This window comes from Stenotrophomonas sp. YJH_SMC_43 (assembly GCF_059372535.1).
Genome location: NZ_JCAFVQ010000001.1, coordinates 409814 through 429698, shown reverse-complemented (window position 1 = coordinate 429698; position 19885 = coordinate 409814). Strand labels below are relative to the sequence as shown.

The following is a 19885-nucleotide window of genomic DNA, read 5'->3' as shown; positions in this document are numbered from 1 at the left end:
GCCAGGAGGAGATTGCCGGCCAGCGGCCGGCACGCCTGTTACTCGAACGAGCCGACCGAATCGTGGGCCAGGTTGTCGAAGCGGGTGTATTCGCCGAAGAACTTCAGCTTGCACGAACCGGTCGGGCCACCACGGTGCTTGCCGATGATGATCTCGGCCAGGCCCTTGTCCGGCGAATTTTCCTTGTTGTAGTAATCGTCGCGGTAGATGAAGACGATCATGTCCGCGTCCTGCTCGATTGCGCCCGATTCGCGAAGGTCGGCCATCACCGGGCGCTTGTCGGTACGTGTTTCCAGCGAGCGGTTGAGCTGCGACAGCGCGATCACCGGCACGTGCAGTTCCTTGGCCAGGCCCTTCAGCGAACGCGAGATCTCCGAGATTTCGGTCGCGCGGTTTTCGCTGTTGCCCGGCACGCTCATCAGCTGCAGGTAGTCGATCACCACCAGGCCCAGGTCGTGCTCGCGCTTGAGGCGGCGGCACTTGGAACGCAGCACTTCCGGCGACACGCCCGGCGTATCGTCGATGAAGATCTTGGTTTCCTTCAGCATCTTGATCGCACTGGTGACGCGGCTCCAGTCCTCGTCTTCCAGCTGGCCGGTACGCAGGCGCTGCGCGTTGATGCGGCCGTTGGAGGAAATCAGGCGCATCGCCAGCTGCGATGCCGACATTTCCATCGAGAACACCGCCACGCCCTTCTTCGATTTGATCGCCGCGTACTCGGCGATGTTCAGCGCAAAGGTGGTCTTGCCCATGGCCGGGCGCGCAGCCAGGATGATCAGGTCGGTCGGCTGCAGACCGGAGGTCATTGCATCGAAGTCGTTGTAGCCGGTCGGCAGGCCGGTGATGTTGCCGCCGTTCTCGAAGCGGCTGCGCAGCTCTTCGAAGGCATCCTTCAGTGCACCGGGCATCGCCACGAAATCGGTACGGCCGCGTGCGCCCTGTTCGGCGATGGCGAACACGCTCTTTTCCGCCGATGCCAGCAGCTCGCTGCTCTCACGGCCCTCAGGCTGGAAACCATCGTTGACGATGTCGGTGCCCACCTGGATCAGCTGCCGCAGCACCGCCTTGTCACGCACGATCTCGGCGTAGGCCACGATGTTGGCCGCCGACGGCGTGGTACTGGCCAGCTCGATCAGATAGGCACCATCGCCCACCAGTTCCATCTTGCCCTGTGATTCGAACCACTCGCCCAGGGTCACCGCATCGAACGGCCGCTCGCGCTCGGACAGCTCACGGATCGCGCGGTAGATCATCTGGTGGTCGCGGCGGTAGAAATCGCCTTCGGTCAGCTGGTCATTGACCCGGTCATAGGCCTCCGGGGCCAGCATCAGGCCACCCAGCACCGCCTGCTCGGCTTCCACCGAATGGGGCGGTACCCGCAACTGGTCGATGCGCGATTCGTCGCGATCGCGATCGAAGCCATCACCGCGCTCTCTGCGGTTGGAACGGAAGCCGGGGCGAGCGGACATGCTGCGGTGTTTCCTGCAAAAGTGGGCCGGACGAGTGTAGGCATGCGCCGACCCCGGCGGCCATGGACAAGCCTGTGGATAAGCCGTGGAGAAACGGGGGATATCCGCCGGTGCCTGGCCAAATTGGCGTGGGGGCGTCGCACTGCCTGCGACGGGCGCCGTTGCGGCACCCGAGCGGGCATTATCGCAGATGGGGGTGGCAACCGCTGGCGTCAATCGCCCTTGACGTGAACCGCGATCAGCGCCAGGAACCGGTCCACATAGCCCTGCAGGAACTTCTGCGTGCCTTCGTTGTGGACCGTGCCATCGGCATCGATCAGGCCGTCCATGAAATGAATGAACGCCTCGGGCTGGCCGAGCACGTGCATGTCCAGGAAGGCCAGGCTGTTGCGCAGGTGCTGCTGGGCCACGGCGGTGCCGATCTGGCCGATGGAGGCGCCGATCACCGCCGCGGGCTTGCCGGAAAACGCGCTGTCGCCATACGGGCGGGAGCCGATATCGATGGCGTTCTTCAGTACGCCGGGCACGGACCGGTTGTATTCAGGGGTCACGAACAGCACCGCGTCGGCGGCGCGCACCTGATCCTTCAGCCGGGTGCCCTGCGGCGGGTACTGGCCATCGAAATCCTGGTCGTACAGCGGCAGATCACCGATCTGCACGTACTGGAAGCGTGCACGGTCGCCGGCGATCTTCTCCAGCGCATGGGCCAGCCTGCGGTTGCAGGACTCCTTGCGCAGGCTGCCGACGAACACGGCGATGGTGGGGACGGACATCGGGTCATACTCCTCACGGTGCGGGAGGTCCAGCGTAGACGCCGGGCCCGTGCCGTCCGGTGAAGATCAGCCCCCGGTCACGCCGGCCCGCACCTGCCGCCAATGCGCCTGCCAGGCCTGGAACATCAGCACGTTCCACAGGTGGGTATGCCACTTGCGCTGGCCGCCCAGGAACTGCTGCCACAGCGGCTGCACCGCCGCCGCCGACAACACGCCTTCGCGCTCCAGGCGAGCCGGCTGCAGCAGGTCTTCGGCCCACGGCCGCAGGTCGCCCTTCAGCCAGTCGCTGACCGGCGCACCGAACCCGCGCTTGGGCCGGTGCACCATCGACTGCGGCGCGTAGCGGCCAAGAACGCGCTTGAGCAGCACCTTGCTGGTGGTTTCGCTGCGCTTGAAGCCCAGCGGCAGCGACCAGGCGAACTCGGCCACGCGCCAGTCCAGCAGCGGCGCGCGTGCCTCCAGGCTGACCGCCATCGAGGTGCGGTCGACCTTGCACAGCAGGTCATCCGGCAGGTAGGTCACGTAATCGGCCAGCATCATCGCGTCGGCCGGTGTGCCGGCGCCGTGCAACGGATCGGCCAGGTCGTAGAAGCTGCCGGCAGCCTGCGCGCCCGGCACTGCCGCCGTCGGGTCGCGCCAGCGCGAGATGCGGTTGCGGTACACGTCACCGATGCCCCGCGCGCCGGACTCGGCCAACAGCGCGGCCAGGCCGCCGGTACGCGAGGCCTCGCCCTGCTGCTGGGAGCGCGCGCCCATCCAACGCCGCAGCGGCCCTGGCACGCGGCCCAGCATCTGCCAGTTGCGCAGCGCGCGCACATAGCGGGTATAGCCGAAGAACAGCTCGTCACCACCATCGCCGGACAGCGCGACGGTTACGCCCTGCCGCGCCAGGCGGGCGACCAGCGCGGTCGGCACCTGCGAGGCATCAGCGAAGGGTTCGTCGAACATTGCCGGCAACTGCGGCACCACCGCCAGTGCATCGGCACCGCTGACGTAGAGTTCGGTGTGGTCACAGCCCAGATGCGCGGCCAGTTCCTTGGCCAGCGGCGCCTCGTCGTGGCCCGAACCGGTGAAGCCGATACTGAAGCTGTGCACCGGCTGACCGCTCTGTGCCTGCATCAGCGCGGCCACCAGCGATGAATCGGTGCCGCCGGACAGGAACACCCCCACCGGCACGTCGGCCACCATGCGCAGCGCCACTGCGTCGCGCAGCAGCCCGTCCAGCTGTTCCTCGGCCTCCTCGATGCGGCCCTGGAACGGCGCGGCCAGCGCCGCCTGCATGCGTGCCCGCGCATCCCAGTAAGGGCGCTGCGCCTGTTCCGGGCGGTGCGCCGATGCACCCGCCGCGACGGCTTCGGCATCCAGTCGCAGCACGCGGCCCGGCATCAGCTTGTAGCAGCGCTGGTGGATGCTGTGCGGGGCCGGAATGTAGTCCAACCGCAGCAACAGGGTCAGTGCGTCGCGGTCGATGTCGTTGTCGAACGCCGGGTGCTGCCACAGCGCCTTCAGTTCGGAACCGAACACCAGGGTGTCACCGGCCCAGCCGTAGTACAGCGGCTTCTTGCCAACTCGATCGCGGGCCAGCCACAGGCACTGCTGCTGGCGGTCCCACAGCGCGATGGCGAACATGCCGTTGCAGCGCTGCAGGGTGTCCTCGATGCCCCATTGCAGGATCGCTGCCAGCAGCACCTCGGTGTCGGAGTGACCACGGAAGGCATGCCCCAGCGGCTCCAGTTCGGCACGCAGGGCGGCAAAGTTGTAGACCTCGCCGTTGTAGGCCATCACGTAGCGACCATCGGACGAGGCCATCGGCTGGTGGCCCAGCGGCGACAGGTCGAGAATGCTCAGCCGACGGTGCGCCAGCGCGATGCCTGCCCCGGCATCGGCCCAGCTGCCGCCATCATCCGGCCCGCGGTGGTGCAGCGCCTCGCCCATGGCCAGGACCTGCGCCTGCAGCACTTCGGCCGACGCCACAGGCGCCGGCAACAACATTCCCGCCAATCCACACATGCATCAAGGTTCCTGCGCCAGTTCAAGGGCGGCGCCAATCACCGCATTGTCGCTTGGAAGCCCGAACATTGCTGCCCCCGCCAGCGGGGTATAGGTATCGGCACCGCAGACCCGGCGCAGCGGCAGGTGGCCGAAACCGGCCTCGACCAGTGCCGTGACCACGCCCTCGCCCACCCCGCCACTGTGGCGGCCCTCGTCCAGCACCAGTACCCGCCGTGCACTGGCGGCCTGGCTGGCGATGAAGCCGGCATCCAGCGGCACCAGCCAGCGCAGGTCGACCACCCGCACCTGCCAGCCCAGCTGCTGCTCGATCGCCCGCGCCGCGCGCAGCGCCATCGGCACGCCGTTGCCATAGGTGTAGACCACCAGGTCGCCTGCCTCCGGCGCATAGACCCGGCCTTCACCCGGTACCAGCGCCTGGCCCTGGTCCGGGTAGTCGAACAGCCACTGGCCATCGCCCGGCTCATGCAGGTCCTTGCTCATGTACAGTGCAATGGGCTCCAGGAACACCGCCACACGTCCATCCACCCGGGCCAGCGCCGCCAGCGTGCGCAGCATCATCACCGCATCGTCGCCACGCGACGGGCAACCGACCACCAGGCCGGGAATGTCGCGCAGCGCCGTGATTGAATTGTCGTTGTGGAAGTGGCCACCGAAGCCCTTCTGGTAGCCCAGCCCGGCCACCCGCACCAGCATCGGATTGCGGTACTGGTCATTGGAGAAGAACTGCAACGAACACGCTTCGCCGCGCACCTGGTCGATGGCGTTGTGCAGGTAGGCCAGGTACTGGATCTCCGGAATCGGCAGCATGCCCATGTTGGCCAGGCCCTGCGCCATGCCCAGGATCATGGTCTCGTCCAGCAGGGTGTTGAACACCCGACGTGGGCCGAAGCGGCGCAGCAGATCCTTGGTGACGGTGTAGACACCGCCCTTCTGCGCGACGTCCTCGCCGAACAGCAGGCTCTGCGGATACTTCGCCAGCAGCTCCTGCAGGCCGTGGTTGATCTGGATGGCGAGGTGCCGTGGCGCCTGCCGCTCAGGCAGGGTCTCCGCACCGCCATACAGCGCTTCGCGCATCTCGGCGGGCACCTCGCGCCGCGCTTCAGCCTGCACCGCCGCCGGTGTGTACGGCGCCAGCGGCGCCATCACGTCCTGCAGCGACTGCAGCGTCGGGTGGCCTTCGGCGTCGGCGGCCGCCGCCATGCAGCGCGCGCGCATCGTTTCGTAGGCCACTTCGATGGCGGCTGCATCCATCCAGCCCGATTCCATCGCGATCTGCGCCGAGCGCAGCAGTGGATCCTGCGCCTCGGCCGCGCACAGCTCCGGCAGCGCGCGCCATTCCACTTCAAAGTCGGTGCCGGCATGGCCCATCAGGCGCGTGGTACGCAGATGCAGGAAGGTCGGCCGCCGCGTGCGCCGGCAATGTTCCACCGCGGCCTGCACCTGGGCATGCCCGGTGGCCAGGTCCAGGCCATCGGCGAAGAAATAGTCGAGCCCCGGCTGCCGGCCGAAGCGCTCGGCAATCCAGCCGTCCGGCGTCTTCACCGAAATGCCCAGCCCGTTGTCCTCGCAGACGAACAGGATCGGCGCCGGCAGCTTCTGGTAGGCCGACCACATCGCGGTATTGAACGCGGTCTGCGCGGTGGCATGGTTGGCCGAGGCATCCCCGAACGAGCACAGCACGATGCTATCGGTGGGAACCGGCAGCGCCTGCCCCAACCGCTTGCCGCTCTCGATGGCCAGCGCGGTGCCCAGCGCCTTCGGCAGGTGCGAAGCAATCGTCGAGGTCTGCGGCAGCACCCACAATGGCTTGCTGCCCCACACCTTGTGGCGGCCACCGCTGGCCGGATCATCCGCGCTGGCGGCGAAGGACAGCGCGGCATCGCGCAGCGGGTCGATACCCGGCACCTGGCGCGAACGCTCAGCCATGAAGGCACCGGAGCGATAGTGCAGGAAGGCGGGATCGGTATGCCGGCAGGCCCGCGCCAGCAGTGCATTGCCTTCATGGCCGGAGGAACCGATGGTGTAGAAGACCTTGTTCTGCACGCGCAGCACGCGTGCCATCAGGTCCAGCTGGCGGCTGGCCAGCTGCGAGTCGAACAGTTCGCCGAAAGCAGCGGCGGTGAGCGTGCTGCCCGGCAGGATCGGCGCATCCGGTGCCGGGCGCGGGCGCGGGGTGCCGCGCCAGCCACGCACCGCATCGAGGAAGTTGACGTCGCACACTTCGGCGCGGTTGAGCACGCGCATGCGTGCGGGAATCGGATCTGGAACCACAGCGAACATCGAACACCCTCCGTGTCGTTGTTGCATTCCGCCGGGCATGGCCCGGCGCTACCCTGTGGGGGTCACCTTGGCGAGAGTCACGCGGCCTCGAATCGCGAGCGCACTTCGGCGGTCACCGCCGGCATCGGCAGGAAGCGCGGCTGCTCACGCACGCGCTGCAGCCAGGCGCGAACTTCCGGGAATGGTTCCAGGCTGATGCCGCCCTCGCCCGCCACATCGGTATAGGCAAATAGGGCGATATCGGCGATGCCGTATCCGCTGCCGGTGAACCATTGCGCCTGGCGCAGGTGCTGCTCCATCACCGCCAGCGCGGTGGCGGCGCGCTCGTGCAGGCGTGGCAGTTCGGCGCGGCGCGGCGATTCGGGCGCGGTCCAGCCGCGGATGAAGCGCGCCACTGCCACGCACGGCTCGTGCGTGTACTGCTCGAAGAACATCCAGCTCAACGCCTGCGCGCGCTCCCAACCATCAGTAGGCAGGTACGGCGTGCCTTCGGCCAGCCAGAACAGGATCGCGTTGGATTCGGTCAGCACGCGGCCATCGTCGCGGACGATCAGCGGCACCTTGGCATTCGGGTTGAGCGCCAGGAATTCAGGGGTATGGGTCTGGCCGTGGGCACTGTCCACTTCCACCCAGCGGTAACGGCTGCCGAGCTGCTCCAGCAGCAGGCGGACCTTGTGGCAATTGCCCGAGACCGACATGCCATGCACCGTCAGCGGGACGCGCTCTTCCACCATTGCCTGCTCCATCACGTCCGGCCGGCGGCCGGCTGCGTGCAGTCTGGCAAGCACGCCGGTGAATGCCAAGCGCGGGTGCAGCATGCGGACAATCTGTAGAGCCGAGCCCATGCTCGGCTGCATTTGGCGAACGGCAGCCGAGCGTGGGCTCGGCTCTACAACCGTCAACGGCGCTGCCGCCACTGCTCGCGCGACTGGCCCCAGATCTGCATCGGCTTGTCGTTGTACGGCGCTGGCAGCTCCCCCATGCGCAGCATCGTGCTGCCGAGCTTGCGCGCGACCGCCCGCGAGTTGTCGTTGTTCTCGGCGATGGTGTGGATCACCTCATCCCACCCGAGCGTGTCGAACGCCCAGTCGATCGCGGCGACCGCAGCTTCCGGCGCATAGCCCCTGCCCCAGCTGGCATGGCGGATGCCCCAGCCGACCTCGGTACCGGGCCAGTCCTGCGGTTGCCATGGACCCATGCGCCCGATCCAGTCACCGCTGGATTTCTCGATCACGCTGAACATCGAGAAGCCAAACAGCTGCCAGGCGCCGGCCAGGCTGCAGAAGCCACGCCAGGCCACCGAAGGCGGCTGCACGCCACCGAGGGTGCGCATCGTTTCCTCGTCGGCGCAGAACGCCAGGTAAGGTTCGTAGTCCTCGCGCAGCAGTGGGCGCAGGATCAGGCGCTCTGTTTCGATGCGCAGGTCGAAAATACTCATGCCGGCTCCATGTCGAAGGAAGCGTCCATGATGGTGGATTCGCGCTCCGCACGGATGAATTCGCCGGCTGCAACGAAACGGGCCGGCATGAGCCGGCCCGTGGGGTACTGCATGCTGCTTCCAGATTACTGGCGCGTGGTGGCCGCAGTGGCACCGGCGGCAGCGGTCTGCGTGACCAGCTGGCCATCGACCACCGGCAGGCGATCGCTGGCCGGCTTGTTGTCCATGCGCACGGTCTTCTCGGCGCCGTCGTAGCGATAGGTCACGTTGTAGCCCTTCACCACGTCGTTGGTGCCCATGGCGATGCGGTTACCCGGCTTGCTGGCCATGCGCATGGTGCCGGTGGTGCCGTCCTCGTTGCGGTAGGTCACGTTGTAGCCGGTAACACGGCTCGACTCGGAGGTTGCGGTCTCGGTGTGGCACTGGCGCTCGGTACGGTTGACCACGCGGCCACCCACGTGGCGCTTGTCGATCTGGTTGCCGATGAAGCCACCGGCCACGGCACCGGCCGCGGTCGCGGCCTTCTTGCCGTTACCACCGCCGACCTGGTTGCCCAGCAGGCCACCCACCACAGCACCGACCACGGTGCCGCCGACGTTGCCGTCACGTTCCGGCAGGCGCTCCTGCACCGTCACGTCCTGGCAGACTTCATGCGGTGTCTGGGTGGTGGAGGTCTCGCGCACCGCATCGGTGCCGATCACGGTGGCGTAGGCCTTCTGCTTCTCGGTGATCGGGTCGACCTTCAGCACATCGGCATATTCCAGCCCACGCGGTGCCGACGGGTCGAGCGTGTCACCACGCGCGCCATCGTCAGTGGCGTTGCCATCGACCAGGCGCGATTCGCCATTGGGGGTTCCGGCGCTGATGGAATCAGGCGACGTGTCGCCGCTCTTCATGAAGGCGGCGGTGGCGATACCACCGACCAGCAGCGCGCCCGCTGCGACCAGGACAGTTGTAGTTGTGCTTTTCATGACCTGCTCCTTGCGGACCATCCGCAACGTTCTCGGACCAGATTGCAGCATGCGCTGCCTGAACGGAATCTCCACATTTCCTGCTCATTCCCGTAACCCATTCAGCATCGGGAAATGCTGGGCCCGTGGTAGCGTTTGCATATTCCCCAGGAGGACCCCCGCCATGGCCAACCCGATGCTGCTGCCGGTACTGCAATGGGCGCGCCGGCTGCGCTACCCCACCCTGTTCAAGCTCACCGCAGGCCTGTTCGTGCTGACCCTGTTCATCCCCGACCCGATCCCGTTCGTCGATGAACTGGTGCTGGGCTTCGGCACCCTGCTGCTGGCCAACTGGAAAAGCCGCAACACCGCCACAGCGCCGCCGTCGCTGGAACAGCGTTGAGCCTGCTGGTCGACAGCCACTGCCATCTCGATGCCGGCGGGTTCGACAGTGACCGCGCCGCCGTGATCGCACGCGCGCAGGCCGCTGGCGTGCGCCTGCAGGTGGTGCCGGCGGTGACGGCGGCCAGCTGGCCGAAGCTGCGGGAGGTCTGCCAGCAGGCGCCGGGGCTGTACCCGGCCTACGGCCTGCACCCGATGTTCCTGTCCGAGCACCGGCCCGGCCACCTGCCGCTGCTGCGCGAGTGGATCGAGCGCGAACGCCCCTGCGCGATCGGCGAATGCGGCCTGGACTTCTTTGTCGAAGGCCTGGATGCCGAGACGCAGCAGGCGTACTTCATCGGCCAGCTGCAACTGGCCCGTGAGTTCGAGCTGCCGGTGATCGTGCATGCGCGGCGCGCGGTGGACGTGGTGATCGCCGCGATCCGTCGCATCGGCGGCCTGCGCGGCGTGGTGCACAGCTTTTCCGGCAGTCCGGAACAGGCGGCACAACTGCACCGGCAGGGCTTCCTGCTCGGGCTCGGCGGCCCGTTGACCTACGAACGCGCGCAGCGCCTGCAGCGGCTGGTGCGCGACATGCCGCTGGAACAGCTGCTGCTGGAGACCGACGCGCCCGACCAGCCTGACGCCGGCATCCGCGGCCAGCGCAACGAACCGGCACGGCTGGCGGTCATCGCCCGCCACGTGGCCGCGCTGCGCGGGATGGAGCTGGACGCAGTGGCCCAGGCCACGACGGAGAATGCACGACGCCTGTTCGCGCTGCCGGCAATGTAACGGTAGGTGCCGGCCGCTGGCCGGCACGATCCATCACACCTCGCTGGCCTCTACCGCTTCGGCCTTCACTTTCTTCGGCTCCAGCAGCATTTCCAGCGCCTTGCCCACCGCCGCGAACGCGAACGCGCCAGTGATATGGGTCGCCGCACCCAGGCCGGCGCCGCAGTCCAGCTTCAACGCCGCATCGGCGCCGAGGTTCGGGCGGATGCCACAGACGCTGCCATCAGCCTGCGGATACTTCACGTTCTCCAGCGAATAAACTGCCGGCACACCGAAATAGCGCTTGGCGTTCTTCGGGAAATTGAACTCGCTGCGCAGCTTCTTGCGGATCAGCGCCAGCATGGCGTCGTGCTCGGTGCGCGAGACGTCGCGGATGCGCACCAGGGTCGGATCGGTACGGCCACCGGCGGCACCGACGGTCAGCAGCGGCAGCTTGCGGCGACGGCACCAGGCAATCGTCTCGACCTTGACCCGGAAGCTGTCGCAGGCATCGATCACCAGATCGAAGCCCCGGTCCAGCAGCTCCGCCATGTTCGACACGGTCAGGAACGCCTGCACGGCATCGACCTCGATATCCGGATTGATCGCGCGGCAGCGCTCGGCCATCGCCTCGGCCTTGTTGCGGCCGTAGTTGCCTTCCATCGCCGGCAGCTGCCGGTTGGTGTTGGAGACGCAGATGTCATCGGCATCGATCAGGGTCAGGTGGCCCACCGCCGAGCGGGCCAGCGCTTCCACCACCCATGAGCCGACGCCGCCCATGCCCACCACCGCCACGCGGCTACCCTGCAGGCGCTCGAGCGCACCCACGCCATACAGCCGTTCGATGCCGGCGAAGCGTTGTTTGACCTGTTCATTCATCCCGCTATTTTAACGTGCAGGCGCCAGCGCCTGCAGCGCGCCGGCATCGAACCCACCGTTGCACGCCCGGAGAGCCCGCCATGAACGCCAGCCCACCCCGCCGCCCGTCCACCGCCTACCGCTATCTGTTCGTGCTCGGCCTGGGACTGTTGATCGGCCTGATCGCCACGGTGATGGTGGGCCGCGCCCTGCAGGCGCGCCGCGACCCGTTCCCGGACAGCCTGATGCAGGTGATGCAACGGCAATCGCAGCTGCTGCAGCAGGCCCAGCAGCAGAACCGCTGCAGCCTGGCCGACAGCGTGCCGCGCCTGCAGGCCCTGCGCCTGCTGTCCAACGACCTCGATCTGGCCTTTCCCGGGCTGAAGGACAACGCGCAGTTCCAGCAGCATGCCAGCCAGCTGCGTGGCAACCTCAACGCCGCCCTGGCCGCGCCGCCCAGCGACTGCACGGCCCTGGCCCAAGTGGTGGAAACCGTGCAGGCCGACTGCCGCGCCTGCCACCAGGACTTCCGCTGAGCCGCATTCATCCTGCAGCCGGGCAAGGCACGCACGGTTGGCGCGTCGTTCACGTTCGAAAGGAGACGATTCGTCCACCCTGCTGCATGACGCAGTACCACCCCAGACACCCGCCTTCACGGCCAGGAGACGCCCCATGAAGATCCAGCTCATTGCCGCCAGCGCCATCGCTACCCTCGCCCTGGCAGGCTGTGCCACCTCGCCTGGCTACGGCGGTGGTGGTTACAACAACGGCTACAACAATGGCGGCTACGGCAACAACGGCGGTTACAACCAGGGCCGCTGCGCTGACTGCGGCATCGTCACCCGCATCAATACCGTGCAGTCCGGCCGTACCGCCCCCAGCGCGACCGGCGCGATCCTGGGCGGCATCGTCGGCGCCGTGGCCGGCCACGAGATCTCCGACCACACCGGTGGCAGCCGTGGCAACAAGAACATCGCCGCCGCTGCGGGCGCAGTCGGTGGCGCGCTGGCCGGCAACCAGATCCAGAAGAACGTGACCAGCGACACCTACGACATCAGCGTGCGCATGGACGATGGCCGCACCATCGTGGTCAACCAGCGTGACCTCGGCGGCATCCGCGAAAACACCTACGTGCGCGTGGTCAACGGCAAGGTCATCCTGCGCTGACCCGCACCGGGCCATGCGCAACGAAAAAGGCCCGCTTGCGCGGGCCTTTTTCATGCCGACAGGCGGCGGGCATTACACCGGCTGCACCTTGTCAGCCTGCAGACCCTTCTGGCCCTGCACGACTTCGAAGCTCACAGTCTGGCCTTCCTTGAGGCTCTTGAAGCCCTGGGTCTCGATGGCGCGGAAGTGCACGAACACGTCCTCGCCATTCTGCCGGCTGATGAAGCCGAAGCCCTTCGCATCATTGAACCACTTTACGGTACCGGTCTCGCGATCAGCCATCTCACTAACTCCCTTTGACTCTCTCTTGTTGTTGGAAACGCCTGGTGGGCGGCTGACAAGCAAGGGGGAAGCGAGGTGCATCGATGCAGCGGATCGGGAAGATCTTGCTTCATCAGGCCACGATCCACGGTGACCTTGCCAAGCTCAGCGACTGCAACTTAACCCGCCCAAAACGAAAAAGCAACTGGCAAAATCTTTCACTGTCAACCCCAAAACGGCCACCATACGGGACAGCATGGGACTCTCATTCATCTTATATCTGCTAGCGGTCATTTTTGTCCTGGTCGGCATCGCCGGGATCATCCTGCCAGCCCTCCCCGGCATCCCGCTGGTATTCATCGGACTGCTGCTGGCGGCCTGGGCCGACGGCTTCGCCCATGTGGGCTGGCCAACCCTGGTCGCACTGGGTGTACTGACCGTGCTCTCGCTGCTGGCGGACGTGCTGGCCACAGTGGTGGGCGCACAACGGGTGGGCGCCAGCCGGAAGGCGCTATGGGGCACGTTCCTCGGCAGCATCGTCGGCCTGTTCTTCATGCCGATCGGCCTGTTCGCCGGCCCGTTGATCGGCGCCCTGCTCGGCGAGTACTGGCACACCCGCGAGCTGGGCCGCTCGACCAAGGTCGGCCTGGCCACCTGGCTCGGCATCCTGCTCGGCCTGGCGCTGAAGCTGGCGGTGGTGATCGCGATGCTGGGGCTGTTCGCCTTCGCCTGGTTCCTGTGACCGGTGCAGCCTTCACGCTACACGCACGCAGTGGCCGTGCATAAACCGTAGGGGCTGGCCGCGATCCGGTACAGCCGCCACACTGTGCGATTCCCGTATTCACCGAAGGGCCTGCTGGAATGACCCTCCCCCCGCTGCTTCCCCGCCTCGCTCCGCTGGCGCTGGCCCTGGCCAGTGCGCCGCTGGCCGCGCAGGAATTCGTGCCCAGCACCGACACTTCGCCGGCGGCGTGTGCCGCCATCACCACCGACGCCGCGCGCCTGGCCTGCTATGACCGCCTGTTCGCGCACACCCCGCAGGCCACGGCGGCTGCCGACGCCGCTGCCGAGGCGGCCGCGCAGGCCCGTCGCGAAGAGCGCCAGACCGCACGCGTGAGCCAGGGCGAAGAGAAACTGCGCGAACGGGTCAGCGACCTGTTCCGTCCGGCAGCACCGGACAGCGCGCTGGCCAACGCCGGACGCGGTTCGCTGCTGGACAGCCGCTGGGAGCTGGCCGAGGACTCCAAGCTGGGCCCGTTCCAGCTGCGTGCCTACAAGCCGGTATACCTGCTGCCGGCGTTCTGGACCAGCGACCGCAACACCACGCCGCATTCGCCGAACCCGGCCAACACGGTCACCACCCCGCAGGTGCTCGACAGTGCCGAACTGAAGTTCCAGATCAGCTTCAAGACCAAGATCGCCGAGAACCTGTTCGGCGACAACGGCGATATCTGGGCCGGCTACACCCAGAGCTCGCGCTGGCAGGCCTACAACGGCGAGGATTCGCGCCCGTTCCGCGAAACCAATTACGAGCCGGAAGTGATGATGGTATTCCGCAACGGCTACTCGATCGGTGGCTGGCGCGGGCGCATGACCGGCATCGCACTGAACCATCAGTCCAACGGCCGCGCTGATCCGCTGTCGCGCAGCTGGAACCGGGTGATGCTCAACATCGGCCTGGACCGTGAGAACTGGGCACTGGTGCTGCGTCCGTGGTACCGCATTCCCGAGACCCGCAGCGACGACAACAATCCGGACATCGAGGACTACATGGGCCGCGGTGACGCGACCCTGACCTGGAACCGCAACGGCCATGAAGTCTCGCTGATGGCGCGTCATTCGCTGCGCACCGGCAGCCGCTCGCACGGCGCCCTGCAGCTGGATTACGGCTTCCCGATCAGCAACCTGCTGCGCGGCCATGTGCAGATCTTCGACGGCTACGGCGAAAGCCTGATCGACTACAACCACAAAGCCACCTACGTGGGTGTGGGCGTGTCGCTGCTGGAGTGGTTCTGATGGACGTGACGATCTGGCATAACCCGGCCTGCAGCAATTCGCGCGGCGCCCTGAAGCTGATCCGCGATGCGGGCTTCGAGCCGGAGGTGATCGAGTACCTCGGCAATCCCCCCGATGTGGCCACACTGCGCCAGGTGCTGGCCGAATCCGGATTGAGCGCGCGTGATCTGGTGCGCAGCAAGGAATCGCAGTTCGCCGAACTGGGCCTGGAAGATGCGGACGAGGCCACGCTGCTGGCCTCGATGGCCGAACACCCGCGCCTGATCAACCGCCCCGTGGTGCGCACGCCCAAGGGCACACGGCTGTGCCGCCCGCCGGAAACGGTGCTGGAGATCCTCTAGCCCGAAAAAGGGGACGGGGGGAATTAAGTCGTTTGTGCACAAACGACTTAATTCCCTCCGTCCCCTTTTTTGGTTATCGCCAGTCGGTGATGCCCTCGCGGCGATACACCTCGGCGAACGCCGGGCGCGCCTTCATCGACGTGGCATGCGCCTTCAGCACCGGCCAGGTGTCGCTGGGCTTCGGCATGCCGCGCGACCAGCGCATCAGCATCACCAGCATGTAGTCGACCACGCAGGGCGTGGCGCCCAGCAGGTAGGGACCATGCACCTGCAGGTGCGTGGCGACATGCTGCCAGGCCGCTTCAAGGCGCTGACGGGCCATCTCGCGGCTCGCCTCGATATTCGCCTCCCCCGCCATTTCATGCGGGTAGAACCAGGCGCGATAGGCGGGCTGCAGCGTATTGGCACACCAGAACATCCATCGGTAGGCATCGGCACGCTGTGGCGTACCCACAGGGGGCAGCAGGTTGGCGTCCGGATGGCGATCAGCCAGGTACAACGCAATGGCCGCCGCTTCGGTCAGTACCAAGCCATCAATCAGCAGCGTCGGCACCACACCGGCCGGATTCAGCGCCAGGTACTCCGCCGACTTGTGCTCGCGCGCGTCGAAATCCAGCAGCACCAACTCGTGCTCGATGCCCAGCTCGATCAACAGCCAATGCACCACGAGGGCGGCAGTACTGGTCGAACCATACAGCGTGGTGCTCATGCGGAAGATCCTGTGCAGGTGGATCCGCCGATTATGCGCCCGCGCGCGCGATCGTTGCTCAGCCGCAGCTGCTCATGCAGGAATCCCGGCGTTCGCCACAGGACATCATCGGCGCGCGCATCGTGCAGTCATGCGCCTTCAGTTCGCAGGCACGGCGCAGTTCGGGGTTGGCGACATCCTTGCAGCGCTTGTCCGGCGCGGGCACCACCTGCTGCTCGCAGCTGAAGGCACTGTTGCCGGTGCTGCCCCGCGCCATGCAGCTGCGATAGTCGGCCTGGCACTGCATGCGGCACTGCGAGGAGGCGGAGAAATCCGCACCTTCATAGGATGACGTTGTGCTGCAGCCGGCCAGGACCAGCAGGAACACAGCCGCGACGGATCGATGCAGGCGCATGGGCACATCCAGTGCAGGGGAGTGCCGACCCTAGCAGACTACGGTTACCCGTGCAGGCACCTACGCGTGCCGCGATCAGTACACGGGAATACCAGTGTCGGTGCGGACGTCATTCACGGTACCGCCGCAGGAGAGCAGGCACTGGGCGTACGGGGCACTGCATGAAGGAAGCGCCGGGGGACCGCAGTAGTTGCCGGCACCGTTGCCCCCTTCGCAGTTGTGCCGCTGCTTGTCGTCGGCGATACCACTGCAACGGCTGATGATCCGGCTCTTCTCGCTTTCGCAGCTCCGCTGATCCGATTCGGCACGGGCGCGGTTGTGGAAGTCGCACGTCGCCTTCTGGCTCTCGCAGACCGACGCGCAGATCTTCCCCGCTTCGTGGGTGGGTGGCTCGACGAAATAACGTGGCCCGCAGGCGCTGCACGCCAGCGTAGCGACCAGCAACACGAAAACACGCGACCACTGCAGCACGATGGACTCCCTTCCAGTACGCCGGCCAGTACGTTAGCAGAGCAGGCCGCGCTCGGGCAGGCTGCACACAACAACGGCGCCACACGGGCGCCGCTGTCTGGACACTGGGTGGAAGGATTACTCCACCACCACCGGAATCTTGCCGATGCGGGCCTGCCATTCGCGCGGGCCGGTCTTGTGTACCGATTCGCCGGTGGAATCCACTGCCACGGTCACCGGCATGTCCTGCACGGTGAACTCGTAGATCGCTTCCATGCCCAGGTCGGCGAAGCCGACCACCTTGGCCGCCTTGATCGCCTTGGACACCAGGTACGCCGAACCACCGACGGCCATCAGGTAGGCCGACTTGTTGTCACGGATCGCCTCGATCGCCGCCGGGCCGCGCTCGGCCTTGCCGACCATGCCCAGCAGGCCGGTCTGCTCCAGAACCTGACGGGTGAACTTGTCCATGCGGGTCGCCGTGGTCGGGCCGGCCGGGCCCACCACTTCGTCGCGCACCGGATCGACCGGGCCGACGTAGTAGATGAAGCGGCCCTTCAGATCGACCGGCAGTTCTTCGCCCTTGTTGAGCATGTCGACCATGCGCTTGTGCGCAGCATCGCGGCCGGTCAGCAGCTTGCCATTGAGCAACAGGGTCTGGCCCGGCTTCCAGCTGGCCACGTCTTCCGGCGTGATCGTGTCCAGGTCCACGCGGGTGCCCTTGGACGAATCGTAGGTCAGCTTCGGCCAGTCTTCCAGCGACGGCGGGTCCAGCATCACCGGGCCGCTGCCATCCAGGGTGAAGTGCGCATGGCGGGTGGCCGCGCAGTTCGGAATCATCGCCACCGGCAGGTTGGCCGCGTGGGTCGGGTAATCCTTGATCTTGATGTCGAGCACGGTGGTCAGGCCACCCAGGCCCTGCGCACCGATACCCAGTGCATTGACCTTCTCGTACAACTCCAGGCGCAGCTCTTCGATGCGGTTGGACGCACCACGGGCCTGCAGTTCGGTGATGTCGATCGGCTCCATCAGCGCTTCCTTGGCCAGCAGCATCGCCTTTTCGGCGGTGCCGCCGATGCCGATGCCGAGCATGCCCGGCGGGCACCAGCCGGCGCCCATGGTCGGCACGGTCTTCAGCACCCAGTCGACGATCGAGTCGGACGGATTGAGCATGGCGAACTTGGTCTTGGCTTCCGAGCCACCGCCCTTGGCGGCGACGATCACGTCGACCGTGTTGCCCGGCACCACCTTGACGTTGACCACGCCCGGGGTGTTGTCCCTGGTGTTGATGCGCTTGCCGGCCGGATCAGCCAGCACCGAGGCGCGCAGCTTGTTGTCCGGGTGCATGTAGGCGCGGCGCACGCCTTCATTGGCCATGTCTTCCACGCCCATGGTGGCGTCATCCCAACGCACGTCCATGCCGATTTCCAGGAACACGGTGACGATGCCGGTGTCCTGGCAGATCGGACGGTGGCCTTCGGCGCACATGCGCGAATTGATCAGGATCTGCGCCATCGCCTCCTTCGCGGCCGGCGACTCCTCGCGCTCGTAGGCGGCGGCAAGGTTCTTGATGTAGTCGACCGGGTGGTAGTACGAGATGTACTGCAGCGCGTCGGCGATGGACTGGATGAGGTCTTCCTGCTTGATCGATGTCACGTCTTGCTCGCTTGCTCGAGGCTGGCGGGGGTAATCCGCCCATTTTACCCCCTCCCCCGGCCGCGGGGTGGTAGTGCCGGCCGCCGGCCGGCACTATCCGCGCAAGCCCTCTGTCACGCCATGCGCCACTGCGGCGTCCTTGCCCACATGAACGCTGAAACCGCTTTCCAGACCCACCGCCCGCGCCTGATGGCGCTGGCCTACCGCCTGCTCGGCAGCCGCGCCGACGCCGAGGACGTCGTCCAGGATGCCTGGCTGCGCTGGTCCGGCGCCGATCCGGCCAGCGTCCGCGATGCCGAAGCCTGGCTGGTCACCACCACCACCCGGCTCGGCCTGGACCGGCTACGCGCGGCCAGGCGCGAGCGCGCGCACTACGTCGGCCCGTGGCTGGCTGAACCACTGGCGGTCACGCTGGAGCCCGACCCGGCGCCCGGCCCGGCCCAGCTGCACGCGCTGGCCGACGATGTCTCGGTCGCCTTCCTGACCCTGCTTGAGCAGCTGGGCCCTGAAGAGCGCGCCGCTTTCCTGCTGAAGGAGGCGTTCGACCACGACTACCGCGAAATCGCCGACCTGATCGGCCACAGCGAAGCCAACTGCCGGCAGCTGGTGCATCGGGCCCGGCAGCGCCTGCAATCCGGGCGCCCACGCTTCAATGCCGATGCCAGCCAGCACCGGCAGCTGCTGGCGCGCTTCATGGATGCCTCGCAGCGCGGCGACAGCGAAGCAATCCAGGCCCTGCTGCACACCAACGCGCAGCTGGTCTCCGACGGCGGCGGCGTGGTCACCGCAGCGGTACGCCCGCTGCTGGGCGCCGAGCGCATCGGCCGCCTGTTCTGGGCCATCGCACGTCGTGGCGCGGTGCATCCGGCGCAGCTGGGCTACGTCAACGGCGAGCCGGCGATCCTGCGCTTCCATGGCGATCGGCTGCACTCGGTCACCACCATCGAAGTGGTCGATGGCCGCATCGCCAACGTGTACAGCGTGCTGAATCCGGAAAAGTTGCCGATCGTTGTCACGCACGGTGACGGCACGGCGTCCTCGTAATGAAAGGCGGCCATCGTGGCCGCCGTGGAGCCGAAAATGTCCGACCACACCTCTCCCCGCGTCCCCTACACCCGCCTGGCCGCCGACGCCTTCAAGGGCCTGTTGGCCACCAGCCAGGCGGTGCATGACAGTTCGATCGACCCGACCCTGATGGAACTGGTGTTCCTGCGCGTGTCGCAGCTCAACGGCTGCGGCTACTGCATGGACATGCATGGCACCGCGCTGCGCAAGGGCGGCATCGAGCCGCGCAAGCTGGACACCCTGCCCGCGTGGCACGAAAGCCGCTTCTTCGATGCACGCGAACGCGCAGCACTGGGCTGGGCCGAGGCGCTGACCCGTTTGACCGACGGTGCGCCGTCGCAGGCGGCGTTCGATGCGTTGGCGCCGCACTTCGATGAGAAAGGCATCAGCGACCTGAGCATGGGCATTGCCGTGATCAACGCCTGGAACCGATTGGGCGCGGGCCTGCTGCCACCGCTGCCGTAAGAGGGTTTTGTTGGCCGGGCTGCCGCCCGGCACCCGCAGAGGCAACAACCAGAGCAACATCAAAAGCCGGCGCTACTGTGGGTTGGCGGGGCGGGTCAGGTCGCAGGGGACGCTGCAAGTACGTCCATGTAAGCTCGGTCGCCGCTTGCTCGTGTGCGCTGTCCTGCGCACACGGCAAGACCGGGGTTGGGCGTCCTGCCCAACCCGCCCGAGGCATGCCTCGTGCCCATGCGGCTCACGCCCCTGCGACCTGACCCACCCCGCCCTCGACAGACTTCTACTGCTGTTGGCAGGTGTCGACCTTGGTCGACACGGTAGATCCACGCCATGCGTGGATACGGGGGGCTGGATCCCTTCGCTTTGCAAAGGGATCTGATCCCGGTGCCGGCCACACGGCTGCACTGACCCCATCTGCACGCGTCCGACGC

22 protein-coding genes are annotated in these 19885 nt (G+C 66.8%); 9 read left to right on the top strand and 13 right to left on the bottom strand.

Annotated features, from left to right (window positions below; translation table 11 throughout):
* Positions 1–38 precede the first annotated feature (38 nt).
* The 7 genes from AC5QAH_RS02005 to AC5QAH_RS01975 form a co-directional block, all read right to left on the bottom strand.
* Complete coding sequence (locus AC5QAH_RS02005) at positions 39–1469, bottom strand: replicative DNA helicase (RefSeq protein ID WP_010486827.1); 1431 nt, start codon at positions 1467–1469, stop codon at positions 39–41.
* 212 nt (positions 1470–1681) lie between these two features.
* Positions 1682–2242, bottom strand: coding sequence for an NADPH-dependent FMN reductase (locus AC5QAH_RS02000; protein WP_495232045.1), 561 nt, complete (start codon positions 2240–2242; stop codon positions 1682–1684).
* Positions 2243–2308: 66 nt separating this feature from the next.
* Complete coding sequence (asnB, locus tag AC5QAH_RS01995) at positions 2309–4252, bottom strand: asparagine synthase (glutamine-hydrolyzing) (RefSeq protein ID WP_071306009.1); 1944 nt, start codon at positions 4250–4252, stop codon at positions 2309–2311.
* 3 nt (positions 4253–4255) lie between these two features.
* Positions 4256–6535: a transketolase C-terminal domain-containing protein gene (locus AC5QAH_RS01990; protein ID WP_495232044.1), complete on the bottom strand. Its 2280-nt coding sequence runs from the start codon at positions 6533–6535 to the stop codon at positions 4256–4258.
* A gap of 77 nt (positions 6536–6612) precedes the next feature.
* Positions 6613–7269: a glutathione S-transferase family protein gene (locus tag AC5QAH_RS01985; protein ID WP_043401620.1), complete on the bottom strand. Its 657-nt coding sequence runs from the start codon at positions 7267–7269 to the stop codon at positions 6613–6615.
* A gap of 164 nt (positions 7270–7433) precedes the next feature.
* On the bottom strand, positions 7434–7973 hold the full coding sequence (locus AC5QAH_RS01980) for a GNAT family N-acetyltransferase (RefSeq protein WP_010486816.1): 540 nt from the start codon (positions 7971–7973) through the stop codon (positions 7434–7436).
* A 125-nt stretch (positions 7974–8098) separates the two neighbouring features.
* Positions 8099–8944, bottom strand: coding sequence for a glycine zipper 2TM domain-containing protein (locus AC5QAH_RS01975; protein ID WP_010486814.1), 846 nt, complete (start codon positions 8942–8944; stop codon positions 8099–8101).
* A gap of 163 nt (positions 8945–9107) precedes the next feature.
* Between AC5QAH_RS01975 and AC5QAH_RS01970 the strand changes: the two genes are divergently transcribed.
* On the top strand, positions 9108–9326 hold the full coding sequence (locus tag AC5QAH_RS01970) for a DUF6116 family protein (protein ID WP_010486812.1): 219 nt from the start codon (positions 9108–9110) through the stop codon (positions 9324–9326).
* Positions 9323–10096, top strand: coding sequence for a TatD family hydrolase (locus tag AC5QAH_RS01965; RefSeq protein ID WP_010486810.1), 774 nt, complete (start codon positions 9323–9325; stop codon positions 10094–10096). The genes AC5QAH_RS01970 and AC5QAH_RS01965 overlap by 4 nt, the downstream gene beginning before the upstream one ends.
* Before the next feature lie 33 nt (positions 10097–10129).
* Here AC5QAH_RS01965 and AC5QAH_RS01960 read toward each other — a convergent pair whose 3' ends face one another.
* Positions 10130–10954 (bottom strand): tRNA threonylcarbamoyladenosine dehydratase, encoded by an 825-nt coding sequence (locus tag AC5QAH_RS01960; protein WP_010486808.1) that lies wholly within the window; start codon positions 10952–10954, stop codon positions 10130–10132.
* Positions 10955–11034: 80 nt separating this feature from the next.
* On the opposite strand from AC5QAH_RS01960, the gene AC5QAH_RS01955 reads away from it, so the two are divergent.
* Entirely contained in the window at positions 11035–11469 is a 435-nt protein-coding gene (locus AC5QAH_RS01955; protein ID WP_043401586.1) for a cytochrome c, read from the top strand.
* A gap of 136 nt (positions 11470–11605) precedes the next feature.
* The gene (locus AC5QAH_RS01950) at positions 11606–12100 is read left to right on the top strand and encodes a glycine zipper 2TM domain-containing protein (protein WP_010486804.1); all 495 of its coding nucleotides are present in this window, start codon (positions 11606–11608) and stop codon (positions 12098–12100) included.
* A 72-nt stretch (positions 12101–12172) separates the two neighbouring features.
* Here the strand turns inward: AC5QAH_RS01950 and AC5QAH_RS01945 are convergent, their stop codons facing one another.
* On the bottom strand, positions 12173–12382 hold the full coding sequence (locus AC5QAH_RS01945) for a cold-shock protein (RefSeq protein WP_010486802.1): 210 nt from the start codon (positions 12380–12382) through the stop codon (positions 12173–12175).
* 235 nt (positions 12383–12617) lie between these two features.
* On the opposite strand from AC5QAH_RS01945, the gene AC5QAH_RS01940 reads away from it, so the two are divergent.
* The 3 genes from AC5QAH_RS01940 to arsC all read left to right on the top strand — a co-directional run bounded on the left by AC5QAH_RS01940 (position 12618) and on the right by arsC (position 14718).
* Positions 12618–13103: a DUF456 domain-containing protein gene (locus tag AC5QAH_RS01940; RefSeq protein WP_019337375.1), complete on the top strand. Its 486-nt coding sequence runs from the start codon at positions 12618–12620 to the stop codon at positions 13101–13103.
* A gap of 119 nt (positions 13104–13222) precedes the next feature.
* On the top strand, positions 13223–14377 hold the full coding sequence (locus AC5QAH_RS01935; RefSeq protein ID WP_019337376.1) for a phospholipase A: 1155 nt from the start codon (positions 13223–13225) through the stop codon (positions 14375–14377).
* Positions 14377–14718: an arsenate reductase (glutaredoxin) gene (gene arsC / locus AC5QAH_RS01930; RefSeq protein ID WP_019337377.1), complete on the top strand. Its 342-nt coding sequence runs from the start codon at positions 14377–14379 to the stop codon at positions 14716–14718. The genes AC5QAH_RS01935 and arsC overlap by 1 nt, the downstream gene beginning before the upstream one ends.
* 73 nt (positions 14719–14791) lie before the next feature.
* On the opposite strand, the gene AC5QAH_RS01925 is transcribed toward arsC, so the two are convergent.
* From AC5QAH_RS01925 to AC5QAH_RS01910, 4 genes are all read right to left on the bottom strand, one after another.
* Positions 14792–15427: a glutathione S-transferase family protein gene (locus tag AC5QAH_RS01925; protein ID WP_049482402.1), complete on the bottom strand. Its 636-nt coding sequence runs from the start codon at positions 15425–15427 to the stop codon at positions 14792–14794.
* Positions 15428–15485: 58 nt separating this feature from the next.
* Positions 15486–15821 carry a hypothetical protein gene (locus tag AC5QAH_RS01920; protein WP_329766364.1) on the bottom strand — a complete coding sequence of 112 codons (336 nt, stop codon included), beginning with the start codon at positions 15819–15821 and terminating at the stop codon, positions 15486–15488.
* Between the two features lie 75 nt (positions 15822–15896).
* Positions 15897–16292, bottom strand: a complete 396-nt coding sequence (locus AC5QAH_RS01915; protein ID WP_010486790.1) for a hypothetical protein — start codon at positions 16290–16292, stop codon at positions 15897–15899.
* Between the two features lie 117 nt (positions 16293–16409).
* A complete protein-coding gene (locus AC5QAH_RS01910; protein ID WP_495232043.1) occupies positions 16410–17927 on the bottom strand; it encodes a fumarate hydratase in 1518 nt (505 codons plus the stop codon).
* A 147-nt stretch (positions 17928–18074) separates the two neighbouring features.
* On the opposite strand from AC5QAH_RS01910, the gene AC5QAH_RS01905 reads away from it, so the two are divergent.
* Together AC5QAH_RS01905 and AC5QAH_RS01900 are read left to right on the top strand one after the other, a co-directional pair.
* The gene (locus AC5QAH_RS01905; protein ID WP_495232042.1) at positions 18075–18971 is read left to right on the top strand and encodes an RNA polymerase sigma-70 factor; all 897 of its coding nucleotides are present in this window, start codon (positions 18075–18077) and stop codon (positions 18969–18971) included.
* A gap of 36 nt (positions 18972–19007) precedes the next feature.
* Entirely contained in the window at positions 19008–19457 is a 450-nt protein-coding gene (locus AC5QAH_RS01900) for a carboxymuconolactone decarboxylase family protein (RefSeq protein WP_043401559.1), read from the top strand.
* Positions 19458–19885: the final 428 nt, after the last annotated feature.

What these genes read in the sequence shown, in the direction of transcription:
- AC5QAH_RS02005 (WP_010486827.1), bottom strand. Translation starts at nt 1,469, where the DNA reads ATGTCCGCTCGCCCCGGCTTCCGTTCCAACCGCAGAGAGCGCGGTGAT.
- AC5QAH_RS02000 (WP_495232045.1), bottom strand. Translation starts at nt 2,242, where the DNA reads ATGTCCGTCCCCACCATCGCCGTGTTCGTCGGCAGCCTGCGCAAGGAG.
- asnB (WP_071306009.1), bottom strand. Translation starts at nt 4,252, where the DNA reads ATGTGTGGATTGGCGGGAATGTTGTTGCCGGCGCCTGTGGCGTCGGCC.
- AC5QAH_RS01990 (WP_495232044.1), bottom strand. Translation starts at nt 6,535, where the DNA reads ATGTTCGCTGTGGTTCCAGATCCGATTCCCGCACGCATGCGCGTGCTC.
- AC5QAH_RS01985 (WP_043401620.1), bottom strand. Translation starts at nt 7,269, where the DNA reads ATGGTGGAAGAGCGCGTCCCGCTGACGGTGCATGGCATGTCGGTCTCG.
- AC5QAH_RS01980 (WP_010486816.1), bottom strand. Translation starts at nt 7,973, where the DNA reads ATGAGTATTTTCGACCTGCGCATCGAAACAGAGCGCCTGATCCTGCGC.
- AC5QAH_RS01975 (WP_010486814.1), bottom strand. Translation starts at nt 8,944, where the DNA reads ATGAAAAGCACAACTACAACTGTCCTGGTCGCAGCGGGCGCGCTGCTG.
- AC5QAH_RS01970 (WP_010486812.1), top strand. Translation starts at nt 9,108, where the DNA reads ATGGCCAACCCGATGCTGCTGCCGGTACTGCAATGGGCGCGCCGGCTG.
- AC5QAH_RS01960 (WP_010486808.1), bottom strand. Translation starts at nt 10,954, where the DNA reads ATGAATGAACAGGTCAAACAACGCTTCGCCGGCATCGAACGGCTGTAT.
- AC5QAH_RS01955 (WP_043401586.1), top strand. Translation starts at nt 11,035, where the DNA reads ATGAACGCCAGCCCACCCCGCCGCCCGTCCACCGCCTACCGCTATCTG.
- AC5QAH_RS01950 (WP_010486804.1), top strand. Translation starts at nt 11,606, where the DNA reads ATGAAGATCCAGCTCATTGCCGCCAGCGCCATCGCTACCCTCGCCCTG.
- AC5QAH_RS01945 (WP_010486802.1), bottom strand. Translation starts at nt 12,382, where the DNA reads ATGGCTGATCGCGAGACCGGTACCGTAAAGTGGTTCAATGATGCGAAG.
- AC5QAH_RS01940 (WP_019337375.1), top strand. Translation starts at nt 12,618, where the DNA reads ATGGGACTCTCATTCATCTTATATCTGCTAGCGGTCATTTTTGTCCTG.
- AC5QAH_RS01935 (WP_019337376.1), top strand. Translation starts at nt 13,223, where the DNA reads ATGACCCTCCCCCCGCTGCTTCCCCGCCTCGCTCCGCTGGCGCTGGCC.
- arsC (WP_019337377.1), top strand. Translation starts at nt 14,377, where the DNA reads ATGGACGTGACGATCTGGCATAACCCGGCCTGCAGCAATTCGCGCGGC.
- AC5QAH_RS01925 (WP_049482402.1), bottom strand. Translation starts at nt 15,427, where the DNA reads ATGAGCACCACGCTGTATGGTTCGACCAGTACTGCCGCCCTCGTGGTG.
- AC5QAH_RS01920 (WP_329766364.1), bottom strand. Translation starts at nt 15,821, where the DNA reads ATGCGCCTGCATCGATCCGTCGCGGCTGTGTTCCTGCTGGTCCTGGCC.
- AC5QAH_RS01905 (WP_495232042.1), top strand. Translation starts at nt 18,075, where the DNA reads ATGAACGCTGAAACCGCTTTCCAGACCCACCGCCCGCGCCTGATGGCG.
- AC5QAH_RS01900 (WP_043401559.1), top strand. Translation starts at nt 19,008, where the DNA reads ATGTCCGACCACACCTCTCCCCGCGTCCCCTACACCCGCCTGGCCGCC.